The sequence below is a fragment of the Nocardia sp. NPDC004582 genome (assembly GCF_053602115.1).
In genome coordinates, this window is record NZ_JBSGCY010000006.1 from 1 (window position 1) to 19,172 (window position 19,172).

Sequence of the window (19,172 nt, forward strand, 5' to 3'; positions counted from 1 at the left end):
GGCATACCCCAGTACATTTTTCGTGTATTGAGTTCATACGTGTTATATTCCGACCCGAAAAGAGATCGGCCCGCGGGGGGTTTGTTACTCGCCAATGACCGCACGCGCGTCGAAGTCGACGCGCGCGGACTCGTCGTGTCGCTCCACGACCTCGAGCGGCGGCGCGAGACCCTGCCGCCCGGCGCGGCCGCGAATCTGCTGCAGCTGCACCAGGATTACCCGAACTCCTGGGACGCCTGGGACGTCGACCAGTTCTATCGCAACACCGTCACCGACCTGACCGAGATCGATTTCCTCGTGGCGGAGACCGGAGCCACCACCGACGCCGCCGTCCGCATCGGCCGCTCCTTCGGCTCCTCCACCGTCGAGCAGATCCTCACCCTGCGCCCGGATACCGGGGCCCTGGAGATCGCCACCACCGTCGACTGGCACGAAACGGAGAAATTCCTCAAACTCGCCTTCCCCCTGGACATTCACGCCGACCGCTACGCCTCCGAAACCCAGTTCGGGCATCTGTACCGGCCCACCCACACCAACACCAGCTGGGAGTACGCCAAGTTCGAGGCCTGCAATCACCGCTTCCTCCACCTGGCCGAACCCGGCTGGGGCGTGGCCCTGGTCAACGACTCCACCTACGGCCACGACCTGACCCGAACGGTACGGCCCGACGGCGGCACCACCATCACCGTCCGCGCGTCTCTGCTGCGCGCGCCGCGATTCCCCGATCCGCAGACCGACCACGGCGCACACCATTTCCGGCACGCGCTGCTGCCGGGAGCCTCGATCACCGACGCCGTGCGCTCGGGATACCGGATCAACCTGCCGCCCGTCACCCCGGGCGTCGCCGAACCCGTGGCGCCGCTGTTCACCGTCGACAACGACGACGTGGTGACCAGCGCCGTCAAATTGGCCGAGGACGGTTCGGGTGATGTGGTGATCCGGTTGTACGAGGCGGGCGGCGGGCGCGCGACCGCTGTGCTCACACCGGACTTCGAGTACACCGATTATCGCTGCTGCGACCTGCTGGAGCGGCCGTTGCCCGAGGAATCCGTCGCCGAATCCGCCGACGGAGGAATTCGACTGCGCCTGCGGCCTTTCCAGCTCGTGACGCTCCGATTCACCCGGTAAACCATTGCCGTTAGCGGATTTTCAGGACGACCTCACATAATTGAACCGGCGGCTGCTTTGATCCAGTGAGCGGAAATTCCCGACCCGCGTTCCCCCGGCCGGGCACAGCAGGGTCGTACTCTTGACCATCGAGGTCGAATTCTCCGGCCGCGCCGCGTCTTCGCCGCTGTCGGCCATGCGCAGGGTGGCGGTGAATCCGCCCGAGGAAATGACCGCGTACAGGCCCGCACCGTTCCCGAGCCGGGCGCTGCGAAAGGCGAGGCCGCCCGCTCCGTCGAAACTCAGCACGGTCCCGGGATCACCCTCGACGGCGAATTCCCCGCGGTAATCCCCCAGACTCGATCCGCAGGCGCCCGCGCCCGCGCTCAGCGGCGCGTTGACGGTCACCGCGGCGGAAACGGCCAGCGTGAGCGCCGCCGCGACGGCGATCCTCGAACCAGGTCCAGCAGCCATTGCGCTCCCTCCCGGTCACGTCCTCCCGGCAGTGCACAATAGAAACGGACGAAACACCCGCAGACACGCCAGGCCGTAACCGAAACGTGGTCTGGCACAGTTCATAACACAAAACTCTGAAAATGAACCTTTCCGACCGATTGGTTTGTCTGCGCCACAGGGGAATTCACCGGACTGTTCATACGATCAGCAGGTCGCGACATTCCGGTGATCCGGCAATCCCACGAATTGCGTTGAGCTGGTTGTAGCGTCGTACCTCATGACGCAAAAGAAAGCGATCGGCCTGCTCGTCAGTGCGTTCGTTTGTGCGGCCGTATTCACCATGAACCCGTCCGCGGCATGGGGATCCGGCGATGTCGGGACGCCCGCGGTTCCCGGAGCGGTGGCGCCCAAGGGCCCACTCGGCAATGGCCCCGCCGGAGTCGCGCCGGAGCGGATCGTCCCGGTCCCGCCGCCCGCCGGCGCCTTCCTCTGCCCGACCCCCTGAAATCCCCGTCCACCCCTACTCCCGAAAAGTCCGCCCCGACCGGCTCGTGCCGCGCCCGCCAGCAACCGGGCCCGCGGCACGAGCGCTTCGGGTTTTACGGGGGAACTCAGGCCGCCAGGGCCGACGACAGTCGCCGCAACTCCGCGGCCGGCTCGGCGACATCCACCACCAGGCGCGTGACATCCGCGCCCGCCAGCTCGATCAGCACGCCCTGACCGTCGAAACGGGTATCCCAGAATTCCTTACGGCCCTTGCCGCGGAAGATGCCCGCGGCGATCACGCCCGGGAAGAAGGTGCCCGGCGTCCGCAGCCACGGCGGGCGCAGATCCACCGGGGCGGGCGCGACGGCGGTGACCTGGGCCAGATCGAAGCTCACGTGATCGCGCAGCGCGAGCAGTTTGTGAGCGCCGGTGACCCGGACCGTCACAGTGGTTCCGGTGACCTCGAATTCGACCATTCCGCACCTCACACGCTCGCCCGACACTGTCTGCCATCCACAGTGCCGGGCGAATCTGGCTGTAGCCTGAGCGTTTCCTGACGCTTCTCTCAGGCTTACGGAGTTCTCGGTCACGCCGCGGCGGCCGCTTGCGACCTGCCGCCGATCATGTCCGCGGTCAGTCGGCCGGCAGGGTGATGCCCTCGGCGGCGGCCTTGGCGGCCACCTCGGCGGGGAAGATATTGCGGAACAGGTACAGGTCGCGGCCGAGCTTCCAGCCGGGCGCGAGCGCCACCGCGTACCGCTCGAAATAGCCGAGCTGCTTGCCCATCAGCACCAGCTGCTGCGGACCCGACGCGCCGCGGCGCTTGCCGAACTCCAGCAGCCGCGCCGAGACCAGGCCCAGATCCAGCTTGTCCAGGCTGCCCGAGAGCACCGGGCCCAGCGCCGTCGCGAGCTGACGGCCGATGGTGGCGTCGTCGCCGCTGTCGTCGGCGACCAGGTCCAGGGCGCGCAGGGCGCGGGCCACCGGACGGAAGTCGTTGTCGATGGAGCTGGCGTAGAACAGCGCGCGCACGAACTCGCGCCATTCGGGCTCCATCCGGCCGACGATGCCGAAGTCGAGCATGGCGACCCGGCCGTCGTCGAGCAGCCACAGGTTGCCGGCGTGCACGTCGCCGTGGAAGACCCCGTGCACCGCAACCGATTCCATCCACGCCTTCACCAGGCGGCGGATCAGCAGCTCGGGTTCGGGGTGGGCCTCGCGGATATCGTCGAAGCGGTCCAGCGGCATGCCGCGCATGCGCTCCATGCACAGCACCCGGGGGGCGCAGAAATCCCAGTACACCTCGGGCACGGCCACCTTGGTGTTGTCGCCGAAGGCCGCGAGCTGCTCGCGGGCGCGGGCCTGGTTCTCGGCCTCGATCAGGAAGTTCAGCTCGGCGACCGTGGCCTCGTACAGATCCCGCACCACCGCTTGGGTATTGGCGACCCGGGCGTTCTCCGACCGCTTCTCCAGGGCGCGAGCCAGCCGCATGGCGGCGCGCAGGTCCACGATCATCCGCCGGGCGATCTCGGGCCGCTGCACCTTCACCACCGCGGGCCGGCCGTCGGGCAGCACGCACGCGTGCACCTGGGCGATGGAGGCCGCCGACAGCGGTTCGTCATCGAACTCGAGGAACAGCTCCGAGATCGGCTTGCCCAGATCCGCCTCGATGATGGCCCGCGCGTCCGCGGCCGCGAAGGGCGGGACGTCGTCGAGGCAGCGCAGGCAGGCATCGGCCAGCTCGCGCGGGAAGGCGCCGGGCGAGGACGCGATCAGCTGGCCCAGCTTCACGAACATCGGCCCGAGGGTCTCGAATCCGTTCACCACGCCCTCGGCCGCGGCCCGCTTGCGCTTGGCCGGGCGCAGGCCGCCGCGCAGCACACCGGCCACCACCGAGCCGCCCAGCACCGCGCCGACGACCGCGGTCCGCCGCCACTCCGAGAATCCGAAGGTGTCCAGGTCGGGCCGGATCACCTCGGGCGTTCCCGCTCGCACAGTCATAGGTGAGCTCACGGGCGGCAGTGTATCGCTGACGGCGGCGGACTTCGCGCCACGGGCGGGGCCGGGCGCGGCATGAGACCCAAGCTCGACCGGCGCGAGACCGGGCACATTACCCAGGCGTTCGCTGGTTCGGAAGGGGACACGCACGGTACCGTGGGCGGTCGAGTCGCGATCCGGCTCGACGCGGGCGCCGATCGAGCCCGGCCCTTGAAGGTGAAAGGCAAGACCTACGTAATGACGGGTACAGCGGAAAAGCTGGCGGAACTGCGCAAGCTCCTGGAGATCGCCGAAGAACCGACCGGTGAGAAGGGTATCCAGAAGCGACTTGCCAAAGGCGTCGCCAGCGCCCGAGAACGGGTGAACATACTGCTGGACCCGGGCAGCTTCGTCGAGATGGGCGCGCTCATGCGCTCGCCCGGTCAGCCGCACGCGCTCTACGGCGACGGCGTGGTCACCGGTCGCGGCCTGATCGACGGCCGCCCGGTCGTGGTCATCTCCCACGATTCGATGGTGCAGGGCGGTTCGGTCGGCGAGACCTTCGGCCGCCGCGTCCGCCTGGTCATGGAGTTCGCGTACAAGAACGCCTGCCCGGTCGTGGTGATCAACGATTCCGGCGGCGCCCGCATCCAGGAGGGCGTGACCGCGCTGGCCTGGTACGCCACCATGTGCCGCCTGCAGGAGGACCTGTCGGGCTTCGTGCCGATGGTCGCGGTCATGTTCGGCAAGTGCGCGGCCGGCTCGGTGTACGGCCCGGTCAATATGGACGTCCTGGTCGCCACCGACGACTCGTACATGTTCGTCACCGGCCCCGAGGTCATCAAGGGCATCACCGGTGAGGACATCAGCGCCGAGGAGCTGGGCGGCGCGGCCGTGCAGGCCCGCAACGGCCTGCTGCACCACGTGGCCCGCACCGAGGTGGACGCGCTCAACTGGGCCCGCGAGTACCTCTCCTACCTGCCCAGCAGCTGCATCGAGGAGCCGCCGGTCATCAACCCGGGCCTGGAGCCCGAGATCACCGACTCCGATCGCGAACTGGACCGGATCATCCCGGACTCCGATCGCCAGGGCTACGACATGCACGAGGTGCTGCTGCGCATCTTCGACGACGGGGCCTTCCTCGAGGTCGGCGAAGCGGCCGCGCAGAACCTGATCACCGGCTTCGCCCGCGTGGACGGCCGCCCGGTCGGCGTCATCGCCAACCAGCCGATGGTGCTGGGCGGCGCGCTCGACGCGGCCTGCTCGGACAAGGGCGCGTACTTCATCCGCCTGTGCGACGCGTTCAACATCCCGCTCGTCTACGTCGTCGACACCCCCGGCGTGCTGCCCGGTGTCGAGGAGGAGCGCAACGGCGTCATCAAGCGCGGCGGCCGCATGTTCCGCGCGCTGATCGAGGCGACGGTCCCGATCGTCACCATCGTGACCCGCAAGGCGTACGGCGGCGGCTACGCGGTCATGGGCTGCAAGCAGCTCGGCGTGGACGTCAACCTGGCCTGGCCGACCGCCCGCATCGCGGTCATCGGCGCCGACGGCATGGTGACCGTCACCGGCAAGAAGACCCTCGCGGCCACGCCGCCCGAGCAGCGTGAGACCGTGCGCCAGCAGATGGTGGACTTCTACAACGCGCTCATCGACAACCCGTGGGTGGCGGCCGAGCGCGGCTACATCGACGCGGTCATCGAGCCCTCGTCCACCCGCCTCGAGATCCGCAAGGCGCTGCGCCTGCTGCGCGACAAGAACGCGGTCCGCAAGCCCAACCCGCGCAAGCACAACCTGTTCCCGATGTAGAGAAGGGTTGCCCGCGTTCAGCATTCGCTGGGCGCGGGTATCCCCTGCAATCGCTGGTCGAGCCAGGTCAGGGATTCCGGGTAGCCGGTGGCGGCGGCGATGAAGTGCTCGCCGACGACGCTGCGGTAGACGGCGGGCACGCCCAGGTCGCATTGCTCGCGGTAGAGGTTCTTCGCGCCTTCGGCGGGGACCCAGAATTCCTGTTCGCCGTTGAAGATGAACAGCGGCACCGGCGACTTCTTGCCGTCCATGCGGGTGATGCGGTAGATCTCGTGCGCCAGATCGCTGTCGAGCGGGTCGGGGATATTGGCGGCGATGTCGATGGGCAGCTGCAGCACGCCCGGGACCGCGAACACCTCGCTGCACTGGCTGTTGATCAGCTGTGAGGTCGCCACCCACTGCGCCAGATGGTTCATCCGGGCCAGGATCTCGGGCCGCTCCCGGCCGATGCCGAACACCGCGCCCAGGAACACCCCCGAGGCGAGGTTGGCGTTCATCGAGCGCGCCAGGATGCTGAAGTCCGCGGGCACCCCGCCCAGCGCCGCGCCGACCACGACCTCCGCCAGTTCGGGGGCGTACTCGCCCATCAGCTTCACCGCGCCGTTGGTGGCGATGGCCCCGCCCGAGTACCCGATCATCCCGAACTTGCTCTCGCCCAGCTGATCCGGCAGGTACCCGCGGGTCGCGCGAATGGCGTCCAGGATGGCGTGCCCGGCCACCGTCGGCTCGGCGTAGGCCATGCGCGGGCCCTCGTGGTCGGTCATGAGCACGGCGTAGCCGCGCAACAGCGCCAGCTGGGTGGTGGGCAGGATGTAGCCGGTCAGGTTGGCGGCGCGGGTGAACCCGTGCGCGAGCGTGTATCCCGGGTTGCAGTCGCGGCCCAGCGCGTCGATGGGCAGATTGTTGACCACCACCGGCCGCTGTCCCGGCCCGGTCCATTCCCCGACCGGAAGCACCAGGCTGGCGATGCCGTAGGACGGCTCGTCGTGAGAGTCGTTGGTGCGGTACTTGAACTGGAGCACCTGCCGCACCGGCACGATCAGAGTGGGTGCGGCGGTGGCGGTTACGTCGCGCACCGCGACCATGCCGCCCGGGTCCAGGGTGTCGAGCCCGGCGGGCCAGTCGTCGACGAACGGATCGCCGATCGGCGCGGGCATGGTGGCGGCCCGCAGCGCCGCCAGATCCGGTGCCAGCTCCGAAGTGTCGACCAGCGGCGACTCCACGGGGGCCGGGGTGAGGGCGGGCGCCGGGAGCACCTGGTCGATCCAGCGTTGGATATCGGGCAGGGAGATGCCGGGCGGGACCGGTGCGGCGCCGGGATCGGGCGGTTGCGCGAAACCCGGTGCGGCGCAGTACGTGACGATCACGCAGCAGCCGATCGTCAAGGCACCGGCCAGTCTTCGCAAGCGACGCAGCACAACACCCCCACGGATCGGTCAGTCGGTGGTCCGGCGAAGCCTACGGGGACACACCACTGTGACACTCCGGAGTGGTCGGTTCGACGCCACTTCGAGACATGTCCGTGCCCTAACCGGGCCGCGTGTCACGGCCGTCCCGTCACCGATCCGCGATCTCCCGAGGGCTCCACCGGGTCACAGCCGCTTGCGCATCACCATGTCGAGCTGGGCGTTGCTGATCTGGCGGCCCGCGTTGGACACCGAGGTCACCATGCAGCTGCCGAAGGACCCGGTCCGGTCGAACAGCGTGGCCACACCCACCGCGAGGCCGTGCTCGCTGAAGTGGCTGTCGGCCTCCACCCCGATCTCGGTGCCTTCGGGCTGCCGCGAAAGTCCCAGTGTCATATCGGTATTGATGAATCCGATGCCCTTGTCGCCCCAGTTGGTCATCATGCTGGTCGCCTCGGCCACCACCGCGACCCGCACGAACGGGCTCAGCTCCTCCCCGGTCACCACCCGGATCGGGTGCTGCCAGGTGCGCTTGCGGTCGGCGTTCTCGTGGTCGGTGGGCACCGAGTTCCACACCGGCGAGTCCTCCCCGCTGTTGAACAGCGGCGTCCGCGGCAGCGGCGAGGGCGGGGCGATCTCGAGCGAGGGCGCCTGCGGCTCCCGCTCCCGCCGCCACAGCTCCCCCGGCGGCTGTTCGGACGGCTGCAGCAGCACCGCGGTGGCGCGCGCGGCGACGGTGCCGCCCTGCACCACGCTCACGTCGGCGACCCGGATCCGCTTGCCGTCACGCACTCGCGTGACGGGGGTGGTGGTGTGCTCGAAGCGGGCGGCGCTGAACAGGTCCACGGTCAGCCGGACCGGCACGAAACCGTCGGTGGCCTGGGTGCGTTCGAGCTCGCGCGCCAGCAGGCCGGTCAGGGCCGGCCCGACCACCTGCGCCGAGGACCACTGGCTGGCCGCGAACGACGTCGGGAAGAACCCGCCGTCCACCTCGTCGAAATACGCGGGCACATCCACCACGGCACCGGCTCCCGTTCACTCGAATCGATCGAATCCACTGTTCCCAGAGCTAACACAGGCGTGAAGCCCGTCTCAATCCGGGGCCCCGCTGGGTGGGTGAGGGTCAGGGACGGGACCTCGGGCTACCCGGAACCCTATGCGCGCGCGTTTCTCGGCCTGCTGGGCGATCTGGGCGTCACTGACGGCCACGCGGGAGCCGGAGTGGGCCGGTCGCGGGCCGGGTGGTTGTGTACAGGGGGCGACACTGCGTGATTCGGCCGAACCACACCGGGTATCCGCTTGTTATCGGTTCTGCATTACCTCCGGAGAAAGGACAGTGATGTTGCCTGTCACTCCGTACGCCTACCCCGTCGCCCACATTCCGCCGCGCGGCCCCCACATTCCCCGCGACGGCACCCGCAATCGGCCGGACGGCACCGGCCGTCCGCACGGCACGACCCGCAATCGGCCGCCGGCCTTCCAGAATCTGCCGGGCCCGATTCTGACCGCCGCCGGAATCGTGTCGATCGCATTGACTTTGACCGCCGCCGGGTACGGTGAGCTCGTCTGGAGCGTGGTGTGCGGGCTCACCGGGGCGCTCTGCCTGCGTTTCGGAATCGGCCTGATGGTCCTCGAACAGGACCGGATCAAAGCTGCGAAGGCCCAGGACAGGGCATTTCCGGGCGATATTTGATCTTCAGCGAATTCCTGGATAAAGCGGAACAGTCGTTTCCCTCCAGAACTTTCGATCGGAAGTACTGGAAAAGCCCTGTTCGGGTGCTTTACAACCTTTCGCCAACCCTCGTTTCGCAAACTCATAGCATCCCGAAAAGCACTCTGACACTGCGAATTCGATGTTGCAGATGTACTTGCATCTGCGCAACGCACGGTCATAGACTCGTCGTGCAAGGCACCAATAGGGGACAACCAGAGAGCCGAGCGGTGAATCACCGGCGATTCTTCGCCCACGGTCAGCCGTCGGCCTGGCGTCAGGGGCGTTCGAATGAACCAGCCAATCAACCTCAGCCGACTCGGGTTTGCCGACAGAAGTCAGCCGGAGCAAACCTATTCACGTGAGACGGCAACCGCTTTCGTCATCCGCCAGGTCGAATCCACTGGAGCGGCCACTCGGTATGATTTCGACATCGAGCGGATCGTCACCACGGCGCATGCCATGGTGAACGACTGGGATCTGCACCACATGCAGCCGGAGGCGTTCTGGCGGATCGCTTCCAGCTTCATCAGGCAGTAACCGAATCCGGCCGTGCCGCAGACCCACCCGGTCCGCGGCACGCTGATAGGGGCCCCGTGAGGGGCCCCTTATCCGTTATAGGGGGATCAGCGCGGGCTCCACGGCAGGGAGCGGCGCGGGCCCGTCCGGACCCGCGCGGAGCTCAGTCGAGCTTCGCGGCAATCTTCGCCAGCTCTTTGCGGGACCGCTCCGGCGGCTCGGCCTGCACGCTCAGCTGATCCATGACCTGCCGGTACAGCTCGAGGTCCTCACGACGATCCAGGTACAGCGCGCTGGTGAGCTGCTCCAGATACACGATATCGGGCAGTTCGGACTCGGCGAAGCGGAGCATGGTGAACGAGCTACCCGCGGCCGCGTGGCCACCCGCCCCATACGGCAGGAACTGGATGGTGACATTCGGGCGCTTGGACATCTCGATGAGGTACTCGATCTGACCGCGCAGCACACCCGGACCGCCGACCGGACGGTGCAGCACCGCCTCGTCGAGCACGGCCCAGAAACTGGGTGCGCCATCGCGGGTGAGTAGCTCCTGACGCCGCCGGCGCAACGAGACGCGGCGCTCCCCATCCACGTCGTGCCCGAGGGCAACGATCGAGCGAGCGTAGTCGGGGGTCTGCAGCAGACCCGGAACCAGCTGACCCTCGTAGGTGCGAATGGATTTCGCCGCGTGCTCGAGCCCCAGATAGGTTTCGAACCAGGACGGCAGCAGGTCGCTGTAGCGGTGCCACCAGCCCGGCTGATTCGCCTTGCGAACCAGATCCAGGAACTGCTCGCGCTCACCGGGATCGTCAACGCCGTACAGCGTCAACAGATCCCGGATATCGCGCTCCTTGAATCCGGTTCGCCCGAGTTCCAGGCGACTGATCTTGGCGTGGGAGCCGCGGATGTGTTCACCCGCGGCCTCCCGCGTGATTTTGTTGAACTCCCGCAGCTTTCGTAGCTGACTGCCCACCGCGATACGCAGTGCGGTCGGGCCGCGTTCGGCGACAGCGGAATCCGCCTGCAGGTGGGCAAGGGGTTCTGCGATCATGAGGTCCACTCCGATGCTCGGGTTTGCCGGCAGTGGACTCACAACGGCTAGTCGCGAACCACCGCGCCGATTGCCAATGCTACCGCTCAGCGCGCGAGGTCGTCGAACTCTCCACTCTTCGCGCCTTGCAGGAACGCATCGATCTCCGGGCGCGTGTACACGATCAGCGACCCTTCGGGGTCGCGCGAGTTGCGCACGGCGACCTGCCCGTCGGCGAGCGGGGCGAGTTCCACGCAGTTTCCACTGGGATTGCTGAAGGTGCTCTTGCGCCACAGGAGATTCGAGCGATCGATGGGGGTTGCCGAGATGTCCGTCATTTCAGACTCCTTGCCAGTACCGCCCGCAGACGGTGGTCCAGTACTTGCAATTGTTCAATCAGATGTACTTACAGTTGCAACCGCAAGCACGACGATAGCACGCAGGTAGCCCGTGATCGATGGCCTCGGGGCGGCACATCCTTTGCAACACAACAGATTTGATCTTGGAAACCGCCGCCGGCAAGCGAAGTTGCGAAGGGAGAGCGGAGAATTCGGGTCAGTTCATCCCGTTCGCCCGATTGTTCCGGAACCCTATGCCCGAAAAGTCACGTGACACCGGAATCTTCACTCGACACCGGCGACGAGCGTGCAGATGTGCTTGCATCTGCACGATCCGGGCTCCTAAACTCGGTGCACCAATCCCCCACTCGGCCAGAGGCATCCCATGACGCAGATGCTCGTCCGCTCCACCGACGCCGCGTCGCGCGGCGACCATTCCGGTGACTGCGAGACGGAACCACGCTCACTCACCTACCGCCAGGCCCGCGCCATTCTCCGCGCGCACGATCAGCACTTCGCCTGCCGGCAGTATCTGGCGGCGATAGCGTACCTGTCCGCCGACAACGACGTGGACTGAGTCGCCGGGCGCGCGCACTCTTGCGTTCGCGTCGATGCCCGAAGACGAATCGGCGCGCGACTTCCCTTGCGTGACAGTGGGTCCGGCGAGTACCCCGGAGGGTGCCATGCCCTCACGTGGAAGAGCGCCGAGATGTTTCTTATTGCCACCCACGAGCTGCTGACCCAGATCCAGCACGCGCAGGTCTTCGATCCCACTCCCGAGACCCCGCCCGCGGCCGACAAGCTGCTGCGGCTGGTCCGGTATTTCACCTGGTTCGTGCTGCTTTCCGGGGTCCTCGCCATCACCTACGCGGGCGGTCGCTTCGCGTGGGAAAAGTGGAGCGGCAGTGGTTTACAATCACCCAAACAGGTGGCCGGCGCACTCGTCGGCGGCATTGTCGCGACGAGTGCAGGCACCATCATGAACGCGGTAATCGGTCAATAGCTCCCAATTCGGGCGCTGGAAATCTCCGAGATTTCTGCCAAGAGGGGTTGTCTGAGACGAGACCGACCCGTCGGCTCGAACTCACGCCGTCGCGGCCACCACACCGGCGGCGCCGGATCCGGCCACACCGACCAGTTCCTCGAAGCGCGCCACCACCTTCCGGTGGTACATCCCGAACAGATCCTCGAACAACGCCAGCTGCGCCTGACTCGGACCGGCGTCGGATTCCCACACCGCCACCAGCGCCCGCCACACCAGCACGTGCAGATCCGGCGAGACCGCGAAGTACGCCTCGACCGCCGCGGGCACCTCGAGCACCATCTCGCCGATCGAATTGAGCACCGCGCGCTGCACCGAGAGCCCGAGCGCGGTGAGCATCCGGCGCAGCAGCCCGAGTTCGATGCTCAGCATCCGATACGGATCCGGGTCCGTGCCGCGCGCAAGGGTTTCCAGTTCGTCGATCTCGGCCTTGAGGTCGGCCGGGTCGAGCGGGCGGTCGCTGCCGGTGTAGGCGAGCAGCGCCTCGAGCGCGATCCCGCGCTCCTCGTCGACGATATTGCCGAACATCTCCGCGGCGATCTCCGGTTCCGGCATGGACAACCGGAACAGCCGACCGTACACGTCCACGCCGCCCTCGGCGCGCACGTCGCGGATCACGAATCCCTTGCCGCGGTGGGCGTCCACGAAGCCGTACGATTCCAGCCGGCCCAGAATCAATTGCGCCGTAGCGCGATTGAGGTCGAACTCCTCGGCGACCTGGCGGACGGACGGCATCAGACCACCGGGCTCGTACTCCCCGGATGCCACGCGACGCGCCAACTCGTCGGCAACGTCGGCGACGACCGTCCGGTCACCCATCGTGTCACCTCTCCAAAACCCTCGATTACGTCCCAGACAGTCTAGGTGGTTGTTGGATCAACCGCACAAGTCTTCGAATCCGCAGGCAGCGGGCCCGGACAGTTCGGTTTCTTTACGAAATCTCTACGGCATGTGGTACCGATTCCTCCGGTTTCGGGACCTAGGCTGCGGGCGTGGTTTCACCGATCGACGTAGCCAAACGACTCGTGCTCGGACGGCCGTTTCGCAGTGATCGGCTCGGCGAGACCCTGCTGCCCAAGCGGCTCGCGCTACCGATCTTCGCCAGCGACCCGCTGTCCTCGGTCGCCTACGCCACCCAGGAGATCCTGCTCATCCTGACCCTGGGCGGGCTGGCCTACCTGCATCTGACCCCGGTGGTGGCGGCGGGCGTGGTGGTGCTGCTGGCCGTGGTGGCGCTGTCGTATCGGCAGGTGGTGCAGGCGTACCCGTCCGGCGGCGGCTCCTACGAGGTGGTGGCCGAGAACCTCGGCGCGCTGCCCGGCCTGGTGGTGGCCGCGGCGCTGCTGGTCGACTACGTGATGACCGTGGCGGTGTCGGTGTCGGCGGGCGTGGACAACATCATCTCGGCGGTGCCCGACCTGAATCCGTACCGGGTGGCCATCGACCTGGGATTCATCGGCTTCCTGACCGCCATGAACCTGCGCGGCGTGCGAGAGTCCGGCCGCGCCTTCGCGATCCCCACCTACGGGTTCGTCCTCGGGGTGTTCGCGCTCATCGCGGTCGGGCTGGGGCAGACGCTGCTCGGGCATACGCCGGTCGCCGAGAGCGCCCACTACGAGATCCGTGCCGAACAGGTGGGCCTGTCCACGGCCGGGGTAGCCTTCCTGCTGTTGCGGGCCTTCTCCTCCGGCTGTACCGCGCTCACCGGCGCCGAGGCCATCTCCAACGGGGTGCCGGCCTTCCGCAAGCCCAAGGCGCTCAACGCCGCGCGCACCATGACCGCCATGGGCGTCATCGCCATCGCCATGTTCTCCGGGGTGACGGCGCTGGCCATGATCACCAAGACCCGGGTCACCGAGAACGCCTGCGACATCATCGGATTCGCCGGCGACTGCCACAACGACGCGCAGAAGACCGTCATCGCGCAGATCTCGGCGGCCGTGTTCGGCGGCCACTCGCCGGCGTTCTACTACCTGATGGTCACCACGGCGCTGATCCTCATCCTGGCGGCCAACACCGCCTACAACGGCTTCCCGCTGCTGAATTCGATTCTGGCGCAACACCGCTACATGCCGCGTCAGCTGCACACCCGCGGCGACCGGCTGGCCTTCTCCAACGGCATCATCCTGCTGGCGGTGGTGGCCGGGGCTCTCATCTACGCCTTCGACGGCTCCACCACCCGGCTCATCCAGCTCTACATCATGGGCGTGTTCACCTCGTTCACGCTGTGCCAGACCGGCATGGTCCGGCACTGGAACCGGGAACTTCGCATCGCGCAGACCAGCGCCGAGCGGCTGCGAATCCACCGGGCGCGCTTCATCAACGCCTTCGGCGCCTGCTTCACCGGCGTGGTGCTGGTGGTCGTCATGATCACCAAATTCACCCACGGCGCGTACCTGGTGGTCATCGCCATGCCCATCCTGGTCGCGATCATGTGGCTGATCCACCGCCACTACTCGTCGGTGCGCGGCGAACTGGCCATCGACCCGGACGACCTGGAGATGCTGCCCGGCCGCGTCCACGCGCTGGTGCTGGTGTCCGGCTGGCACAAGGCGACGCAGCGCGCGGTGCAATTCGCGCGCGCCACCCGCCCGGACACGCTGACCGCGGTGACGGTCAATGTGGACGACGCCGATACCCGCGCCCTGGCCCGCGATTGGGAGAGTTTCGGGGTCGGCATCCCGCTCAAGGTCATCGAATCGCCCTACCGTGAGATCACCCGTCCGGTGCTCGACGAGATCAAGCGGCAGAGCAAGTCCCGGCCGCGTGATGTAGTGAGCGTCTTCATCCCCGAGTACGTCGTGGGCCGCTGGTGGGAGAACCTGCTGCACAACCAGAGTTCACTGCGCCTGAAAGCCCGCCTGCTCTTCGAGCCCGGCGTCATGGTCACCAGCGTCCCCTGGCAGCTGCACTCCTCCCGCTTCCGCGCCACCCTGCGCGACGAGCACACCCCGGGCGAGATCCGCCGCGGCATCACCGGCCCCGGCGGCCGGGCCTGACCGCTACCCGGCTTCGGGGTCGCCCGCGCCCTCGAGGTTGCCGGCCCACCGCTCCGACCACTCCCACACGCCTTCGAGCACCCGGCCCAACTCCGTACCGGCGGTGGTCAATTCGTAGGACTTGTCGGGGCGTTTGACCACGACCCCGGCATCGGCCAGCCGTTGCAGGCGTACCGACAGCATGCTCGAGCTGCAATTGCCCATGCGGCGGCGCAGTTCCAGGAAGCCGAGCGCGCCCGGCTCCAATTCCCAGATCACCCGCAGGATCCAGCGCTGGCCGAGCAGGTCCATGGCGGCCAGGAGCGGGGCGGCCGAGTCGTCGGCGCGACTGTTGGCGGGCGGTGGCTGACTTGCGCTTCTCATTTCGAAGTACCAATGTAGTGCTTCTGAATTAGAAGCACTCTGGTGGATGGAGGTCGCGCATGACAACGACGACAGGGGCCGGGCGGCGCATCGTGCTGATCACCGGGGCCTCGCGCGGGATCGGCGCGGAGACCGCGCGGGTGCTGGCGGGTCGCGGCGACCACGTGGTCGTGAACTACCGGGAGAAGCGCAAGCGCGCGGAGACCCTCGCCGCCGAGATCGCGGCCGTGGGTGGCAGTGCCTCGGTGGCGGGCGCGGATATCGCCGATCCCGACAGCGCGCGGGCTCTCGTCGACGGTGTGGTCGCCGAGTTCGGCCGGCTGGATGTGCTGGTGCTCAACGCCTCCGGCGGTCTCGAGCGTGATGCCGCGCCCGGCTACGCCATGCTGCTCAACCGCGACGCCCAGACCCGGCTGGCCGCACTCGCGCTACCGCACCTGCCCGCGGGCGGGCGGATCGTGTTCGTCACCAGCCACCAGGCCCACTTCTCCCCCATTCGCCAGGCCCCGCCCGGCTATGAGCCGATCGCGGCCAGCAAGCGGGCCGGGGAGGACGCGCTGCGCGCCATGACCGGCGAATTCGCCGACCGCGGAATCGGTTTCACCGTGGTGTCCGGCGACATGATCGACGGCACCATCATCGTGCGCCTGCTCGAACGCCGCGACCCCGACGCCGTCACCGAGCGCCGCGACCAGGGCGATCTACCGACGGTCGAGGAATTCGCCGCCGCGGTCGCCGACGCCGCCACCCTCGACGCGCCAGTGGGCCACACGGTCTATGTTGGCGGCCGGGACTTCCTGCCGGAGCCGACCGCCCCCGCCGCCGCCCACAGCTGACCCGCGCGCACCAGCCCCCGGCCACAACCGCGCGCACCATCGAGACCGGGCCCCAGCGCGAGCAGGGTCAGGTTAGCGGGCGTCGGCGGCCAGGCCCAGGCCCAGCGCGACGAGAATCGCCGCCAGAGTGCGTTCGATGCGGTGGCGAATACCGGTGCGGCGCAGCCAGGTTCCGGCACGGTCGGCGGCCAGGACGACGCCGACGCACCACGAGGTGTCGATGACCAGCTGGATCGCGGCCAGGATGAACACCGTCGGCAGCACCGGGCCGCTGCCGGGCAGGAATTGCGGCAGGATCGTCAGGCCGAAGACCGCCGCCTTGGGGTTGGCCGCGATCGAGATCAGCGAGGCACGGAAAGCGGCCGCGGGCGTGCGACCGCCCGGCAACGCGGCGGTCAGTGCCGCGCCGAAGGCGTCGTCGGCGCGCGAGCCGCGATCGCCGCGGGTGCCGCGCCAGGCCTGGATGCCCAGCCAGATCAGCACGAGCGCGCCGACCAGATGGATGCCCAGGTTCAGGATCTGGTTGGCGACCAGCAGCGCCGACAATCCCGCACCACCGGCGACCGTCCACCCGAAGATGCCGATCTCATTGCCCACCACGGCCGCCAGCCCCGCGGCCCGGCCGTCGCGCACCGACCGCTGCAGGAACAGCGCGGTGGCCGGTCCGGGCAGCGCCGCCAGGATGAGCGAGGCGAGGGCGAAGGCGGGCAGCACCTGAATCCAGTGGGGCATGCCTCGATGCTGACACACGACCCCATCGCCCCCGCCAGCGGTTTTCGCGAGAATGCCGTACTTCACACCCTGCACGGCCGCTCAGGCGACCGTGCCGTCACCTCGCATCACGGTTCGCCACGATGCGGATGACTGCGCGCAGCATGGTCGTGGTGTGCGGGGCGGTGCCGAGGGGTCGGCGCGGACGATAGCGTGCCGGGCCCCCGTCCCGGGACGATCATGGTTGGTATCCGGCACGGAACGGGTAACGCCAGGGTGAGGAGGTGTGGCGATGGTCAATGACGTGGAGAAGCGGTGGAACGATCCGGAGATGCTGCGGCACGCGACCCGCTACGTGCTGAGCGTGCTGGGGATCGCCGTGGCGGGTGGCGTGATCGTGCTGGTGTGGGCCTCGGCCCGGGATCGGTGCCTGAACGCGGGGTCGGTGCTGTGCGACGGCACCGCCAAGGTGGTGGTGGGCCTGGTGCCGGGTGGGGTCCTGCTCGCCGGAGGCATCCTCGCGCTGGTGCTGGCGTTCCGCGCGTGGCGGGCCGGGCGAGCGTGGCCGATCTGGCAGGGCGTGGGCTGGTTCCTGTTCACGCTGATGGTCGTGTATCTGGGCATCGTCGGCTCCCAGGGCTGACCGTTCAGCTCCCAGGCCCGTGGGCGTGGTCGAAGCAGATGGTGCGTCATGGCGTCACCATCCGGTCAGCTGACGGAATCTGGGCGAAATCCGCGGTGCTGCCGCGCCGGACCCCGCAGCAGGATCGTTCGCGCGCCATGGTGACCCGTTGTCCCTGCGGCAGTATCCGATTCCGGCCGAGGTGGATGCCGACGCGGCGGCGTGGATGCTGGTGCGGACGGTCGAGCATCTGACCATTCGCTATCTGCTGGACGGCCCACCCATCCCGCGCGAGCGGTTTCTCGCCGACATCACGCGGCTGATCCTCAACTACTTCCGCGAGCCCGAGTCGCGAGCCGAACGCGAGTGATGGTTCGCCGTCGCGGGGAGGGCGAGCAGCAGGTCGACGGCCCGGGCGGCGCTCTGGGCCGCGCTCTCCATCGTGGCCGACCAGTCGGTCCGGGTCCAATCCCCCGCCAGCACCAGTGTGGGCACGGAGGTGGCCTGGTCCGGCCGCAACCCGTCGGTGCCGACCACCTGCGAGAAGGTGGCCCGCGGCATCGGAACCACCTGCGCGTGCAGCACTTTCGCGTCCTCGGCGGCCGGGTAGTAGCGCCGCAGCAGCGCCATCTGCTCCTCGACCACCGCGTGGTGCGGTTTGTGGATCTGCTCGTACGCGCCGCTGGTGGTCAGGCAGTACAGCCAGCCGTTCAGCGTCCCGCGCCCGTGCATGCGCTGCCGGTCGAAGACCTCGTCGATGACGCCGGTCCCGCCGATGAGGGCCTCCATGGCGGCCTCGGTGCCCAGCGGCCGGTCCAGGTACAGGTTGGTGCTGACGATGGGCGTGTAGCCGAGTTTGTCGGCGGCCGAATAGATGCGGTCGTGCTCGGGTAGCTCGTCGAGCAGTCCGCCGATGTAGGAGTTGGGGACCGCGCACACCACCGCGTCGGCGGGTTGCACCGCGCCCCCGGCCAATTCGACGCCGGTGACCGCGCCGTCGGCGATGTGAACCCGCCGCGCCACGGCCCGGTATCGCACCTGCACCCCGTGCCGGTCGAAGACCCGCTGCGCGCCGGAGACGAACAGCGTGTCCAGGTCGGTGGTCGGGTAGCCGATGGTGACCGGCCGCATCCGCTTCACACCCAAGCGGATTCCGGTGGCCAGCACGTCGGCGAACACCTTGGCCGATTCCTGCCGCACCGGTTCGGCGGCGATGCCGAGGGCCAGCCAGTCCCACAGCGCCTCGCGGGCGGTGTCGGGCATGCCGAGGCGGCGGAACCACTGGTCGGTGGTGAGGTCGGCCAGATCGCCGGGCTGGCGCAGACTCTGCCAGCCCATCTTGACGGTGGCGGCGGCCGCGCGCACCCGGTCGGCGGCCGTCGCGTCCGGGTGGGCGCCGAGCAGGGCGCGCACGGCGGGAAATCCGGTGGTGCCCATGACCGCCGTGCGTCCGCCGGGCCAGCGCAGCACACCCCGCCCCGGGAAGCTCACGTACTGCCGGGTGCCGACGCTGGTCAGGTAGCGGAACAGGTGCTCGTAGCCGCTGGCGATCACATGCTGGCCGTTGTCGGGAATGTCGCGCAGCGGCGCGACTTCCAGCGAATGCGTGCGCCCGCCGAGCCGTCCGCGGCGTTCCAGGAGCGTGACCTGTTTCCCGGCTTCGGCGAGCCAGACCGCGGAGGCCAATCCGGCCAGTCCCCCGCCGATGACAACGTAGCGTCGCGGATCGTTCATGTTCACCCCTGGAACTAGCCTGCACC

At 68.3% G+C, this 19,172-nt stretch carries 21 protein-coding genes and 1 pseudogene; 11 read left to right on the forward strand and 11 right to left on the reverse strand.

What is annotated here, in order from left to right; genetic code table 11:
• The first annotated feature begins 39 nt into the window (after window positions 1-39).
• Window positions 40-1,128, forward strand: a complete 1,089-nt coding sequence (locus ACWELJ_RS03140) for a glycoside hydrolase family 38 C-terminal domain-containing protein (RefSeq protein ID WP_452364526.1) — start codon at window positions 40-42, stop codon at window positions 1,126-1,128.
• 21 nt (window positions 1,129-1,149) lie between these two features.
• On the opposite strand, the gene ACWELJ_RS03145 is transcribed toward ACWELJ_RS03140, so the two are convergent.
• Window positions 1,150-1,581, reverse strand: coding sequence for a hypothetical protein (locus ACWELJ_RS03145; protein ID WP_452364527.1), 432 nt, complete (start codon window positions 1,579-1,581; stop codon window positions 1,150-1,152).
• Window positions 1,582-1,840: 259 nt separating this feature from the next.
• Here ACWELJ_RS03145 and ACWELJ_RS03150 point away from each other — a divergent pair, with 259 nt between their 5' ends.
• Window positions 1,841-2,068, forward strand: a complete 228-nt coding sequence (locus ACWELJ_RS03150) for a hypothetical protein (RefSeq protein ID WP_452364528.1) — start codon at window positions 1,841-1,843, stop codon at window positions 2,066-2,068.
• Between the two features lie 106 nt (window positions 2,069-2,174).
• Here ACWELJ_RS03150 and ACWELJ_RS03155 read toward each other — a convergent pair whose 3' ends face one another.
• Together ACWELJ_RS03155 and ACWELJ_RS03160 are read right to left on the reverse strand one after the other, a co-directional pair.
• Window positions 2,175-2,525 (reverse strand): hypothetical protein, encoded by a 351-nt coding sequence (locus ACWELJ_RS03155; protein ID WP_452364529.1) that lies wholly within the window; start codon window positions 2,523-2,525, stop codon window positions 2,175-2,177.
• A 157-nt stretch (window positions 2,526-2,682) separates the two neighbouring features.
• A pseudogene (locus ACWELJ_RS03160) lies at window positions 2,683-4,160 on the reverse strand (ABC1 kinase family protein).
• A gap of 124 nt (window positions 4,161-4,284) precedes the next feature.
• Here ACWELJ_RS03160 and ACWELJ_RS03165 point away from each other — a divergent pair.
• On the forward strand, window positions 4,285-5,835 hold the full coding sequence (locus ACWELJ_RS03165; RefSeq protein ID WP_452364530.1) for an acyl-CoA carboxylase subunit beta: 1,551 nt from the start codon (window positions 4,285-4,287) through the stop codon (window positions 5,833-5,835).
• A gap of 17 nt (window positions 5,836-5,852) precedes the next feature.
• Here the strand turns inward: ACWELJ_RS03165 and ACWELJ_RS03170 are convergent, their stop codons facing one another.
• Both ACWELJ_RS03170 and ACWELJ_RS03175 read right to left on the reverse strand, forming a co-directional pair.
• Window positions 5,853-7,241 carry a lipase family protein gene (locus ACWELJ_RS03170; protein ID WP_452364531.1) on the reverse strand — a complete coding sequence of 463 codons (1,389 nt, stop codon included), beginning with the start codon at window positions 7,239-7,241 and terminating at the stop codon, window positions 5,853-5,855.
• Between the two features lie 186 nt (window positions 7,242-7,427).
• Window positions 7,428-8,261 (reverse strand): acyl-CoA thioesterase domain-containing protein, encoded by an 834-nt coding sequence (locus tag ACWELJ_RS03175; protein WP_452364532.1) that lies wholly within the window; start codon window positions 8,259-8,261, stop codon window positions 7,428-7,430.
• 319 nt (window positions 8,262-8,580) lie between these two features.
• Here ACWELJ_RS03175 and ACWELJ_RS03180 point away from each other — a divergent pair, with 319 nt between their 5' ends.
• Window positions 8,581-8,934 (forward strand): hypothetical protein, encoded by a 354-nt coding sequence (locus ACWELJ_RS03180; RefSeq protein WP_452364533.1) that lies wholly within the window; start codon window positions 8,581-8,583, stop codon window positions 8,932-8,934.
• A 309-nt stretch (window positions 8,935-9,243) separates the two neighbouring features.
• Window positions 9,244-9,492: a hypothetical protein gene (locus ACWELJ_RS03185; RefSeq protein WP_213554958.1), complete on the forward strand. Its 249-nt coding sequence runs from the start codon at window positions 9,244-9,246 to the stop codon at window positions 9,490-9,492.
• A gap of 142 nt (window positions 9,493-9,634) precedes the next feature.
• On the opposite strand, the gene ACWELJ_RS03190 is transcribed toward ACWELJ_RS03185, so the two are convergent.
• Entirely contained in the window at window positions 9,635-10,522 is an 888-nt protein-coding gene (locus ACWELJ_RS03190) for a helix-turn-helix domain-containing protein (RefSeq protein ID WP_452364534.1), read from the reverse strand.
• Between the two features lie 86 nt (window positions 10,523-10,608).
• Window positions 10,609-10,839 (reverse strand): DUF397 domain-containing protein, encoded by a 231-nt coding sequence (locus ACWELJ_RS03195; RefSeq protein ID WP_040816478.1) that lies wholly within the window; start codon window positions 10,837-10,839, stop codon window positions 10,609-10,611.
• Window positions 10,840-11,224: 385 nt separating this feature from the next.
• Between ACWELJ_RS03195 and ACWELJ_RS03200 the strand changes: the two genes are divergently transcribed.
• Together ACWELJ_RS03200 and ACWELJ_RS03205 are read left to right on the forward strand one after the other, a co-directional pair.
• Window positions 11,225-11,416 (forward strand): hypothetical protein, encoded by a 192-nt coding sequence (locus ACWELJ_RS03200; protein ID WP_452364535.1) that lies wholly within the window; start codon window positions 11,225-11,227, stop codon window positions 11,414-11,416.
• Between the two features lie 132 nt (window positions 11,417-11,548).
• A complete protein-coding gene (locus tag ACWELJ_RS03205) occupies window positions 11,549-11,842 on the forward strand; it encodes a hypothetical protein (protein WP_452364536.1) in 294 nt (97 codons plus the stop codon).
• 81 nt (window positions 11,843-11,923) lie between these two features.
• Here ACWELJ_RS03205 and ACWELJ_RS03210 read toward each other — a convergent pair whose 3' ends face one another.
• The gene (locus tag ACWELJ_RS03210) at window positions 11,924-12,700 is read right to left on the reverse strand and encodes a GntR family transcriptional regulator (RefSeq protein ID WP_452364537.1); all 777 of its coding nucleotides are present in this window, start codon (window positions 12,698-12,700) and stop codon (window positions 11,924-11,926) included.
• A gap of 173 nt (window positions 12,701-12,873) precedes the next feature.
• On the opposite strand from ACWELJ_RS03210, the gene ACWELJ_RS03215 reads away from it, so the two are divergent.
• Window positions 12,874-14,880, forward strand: a complete 2,007-nt coding sequence (locus ACWELJ_RS03215) for an APC family permease (protein ID WP_452364538.1) — start codon at window positions 12,874-12,876, stop codon at window positions 14,878-14,880.
• Between the two features lie 3 nt (window positions 14,881-14,883).
• Here ACWELJ_RS03215 and ACWELJ_RS03220 read toward each other — a convergent pair whose 3' ends face one another.
• Window positions 14,884-15,243: a winged helix-turn-helix transcriptional regulator gene (locus tag ACWELJ_RS03220; RefSeq protein WP_452364539.1), complete on the reverse strand. Its 360-nt coding sequence runs from the start codon at window positions 15,241-15,243 to the stop codon at window positions 14,884-14,886.
• Window positions 15,244-15,302: 59 nt separating this feature from the next.
• Here ACWELJ_RS03220 and ACWELJ_RS03225 point away from each other — a divergent pair, with 59 nt between their 5' ends.
• A complete protein-coding gene (locus ACWELJ_RS03225) occupies window positions 15,303-16,079 on the forward strand; it encodes an SDR family oxidoreductase (RefSeq protein ID WP_452364540.1) in 777 nt (258 codons plus the stop codon).
• A gap of 72 nt (window positions 16,080-16,151) precedes the next feature.
• Here the strand turns inward: ACWELJ_RS03225 and ACWELJ_RS03230 are convergent, their stop codons facing one another.
• The gene (locus tag ACWELJ_RS03230; RefSeq protein WP_452364541.1) at window positions 16,152-16,811 is read right to left on the reverse strand and encodes a LysE family translocator; all 660 of its coding nucleotides are present in this window, start codon (window positions 16,809-16,811) and stop codon (window positions 16,152-16,154) included.
• Between the two features lie 271 nt (window positions 16,812-17,082).
• Between ACWELJ_RS03230 and ACWELJ_RS03235 the strand changes: the two genes are divergently transcribed.
• Both ACWELJ_RS03235 and ACWELJ_RS03240 read left to right on the forward strand, forming a co-directional pair.
• On the forward strand, window positions 17,083-17,433 hold the full coding sequence (locus ACWELJ_RS03235) for a hypothetical protein (RefSeq protein ID WP_452364542.1): 351 nt from the start codon (window positions 17,083-17,085) through the stop codon (window positions 17,431-17,433).
• 148 nt (window positions 17,434-17,581) lie between these two features.
• Window positions 17,582-17,782 carry a hypothetical protein gene (locus tag ACWELJ_RS03240; RefSeq protein WP_452364543.1) on the forward strand — a complete coding sequence of 67 codons (201 nt, stop codon included), beginning with the start codon at window positions 17,582-17,584 and terminating at the stop codon, window positions 17,780-17,782.
• Here ACWELJ_RS03240 and ACWELJ_RS03245 read toward each other — a convergent pair.
• The gene (locus ACWELJ_RS03245) at window positions 17,743-19,146 is read right to left on the reverse strand and encodes a hydroxysqualene dehydroxylase (RefSeq protein ID WP_452364544.1); all 1,404 of its coding nucleotides are present in this window, start codon (window positions 19,144-19,146) and stop codon (window positions 17,743-17,745) included. The genes ACWELJ_RS03240 and ACWELJ_RS03245 overlap by 40 nt on opposite strands.
• Window positions 19,147-19,172: the final 26 nt, after the last annotated feature.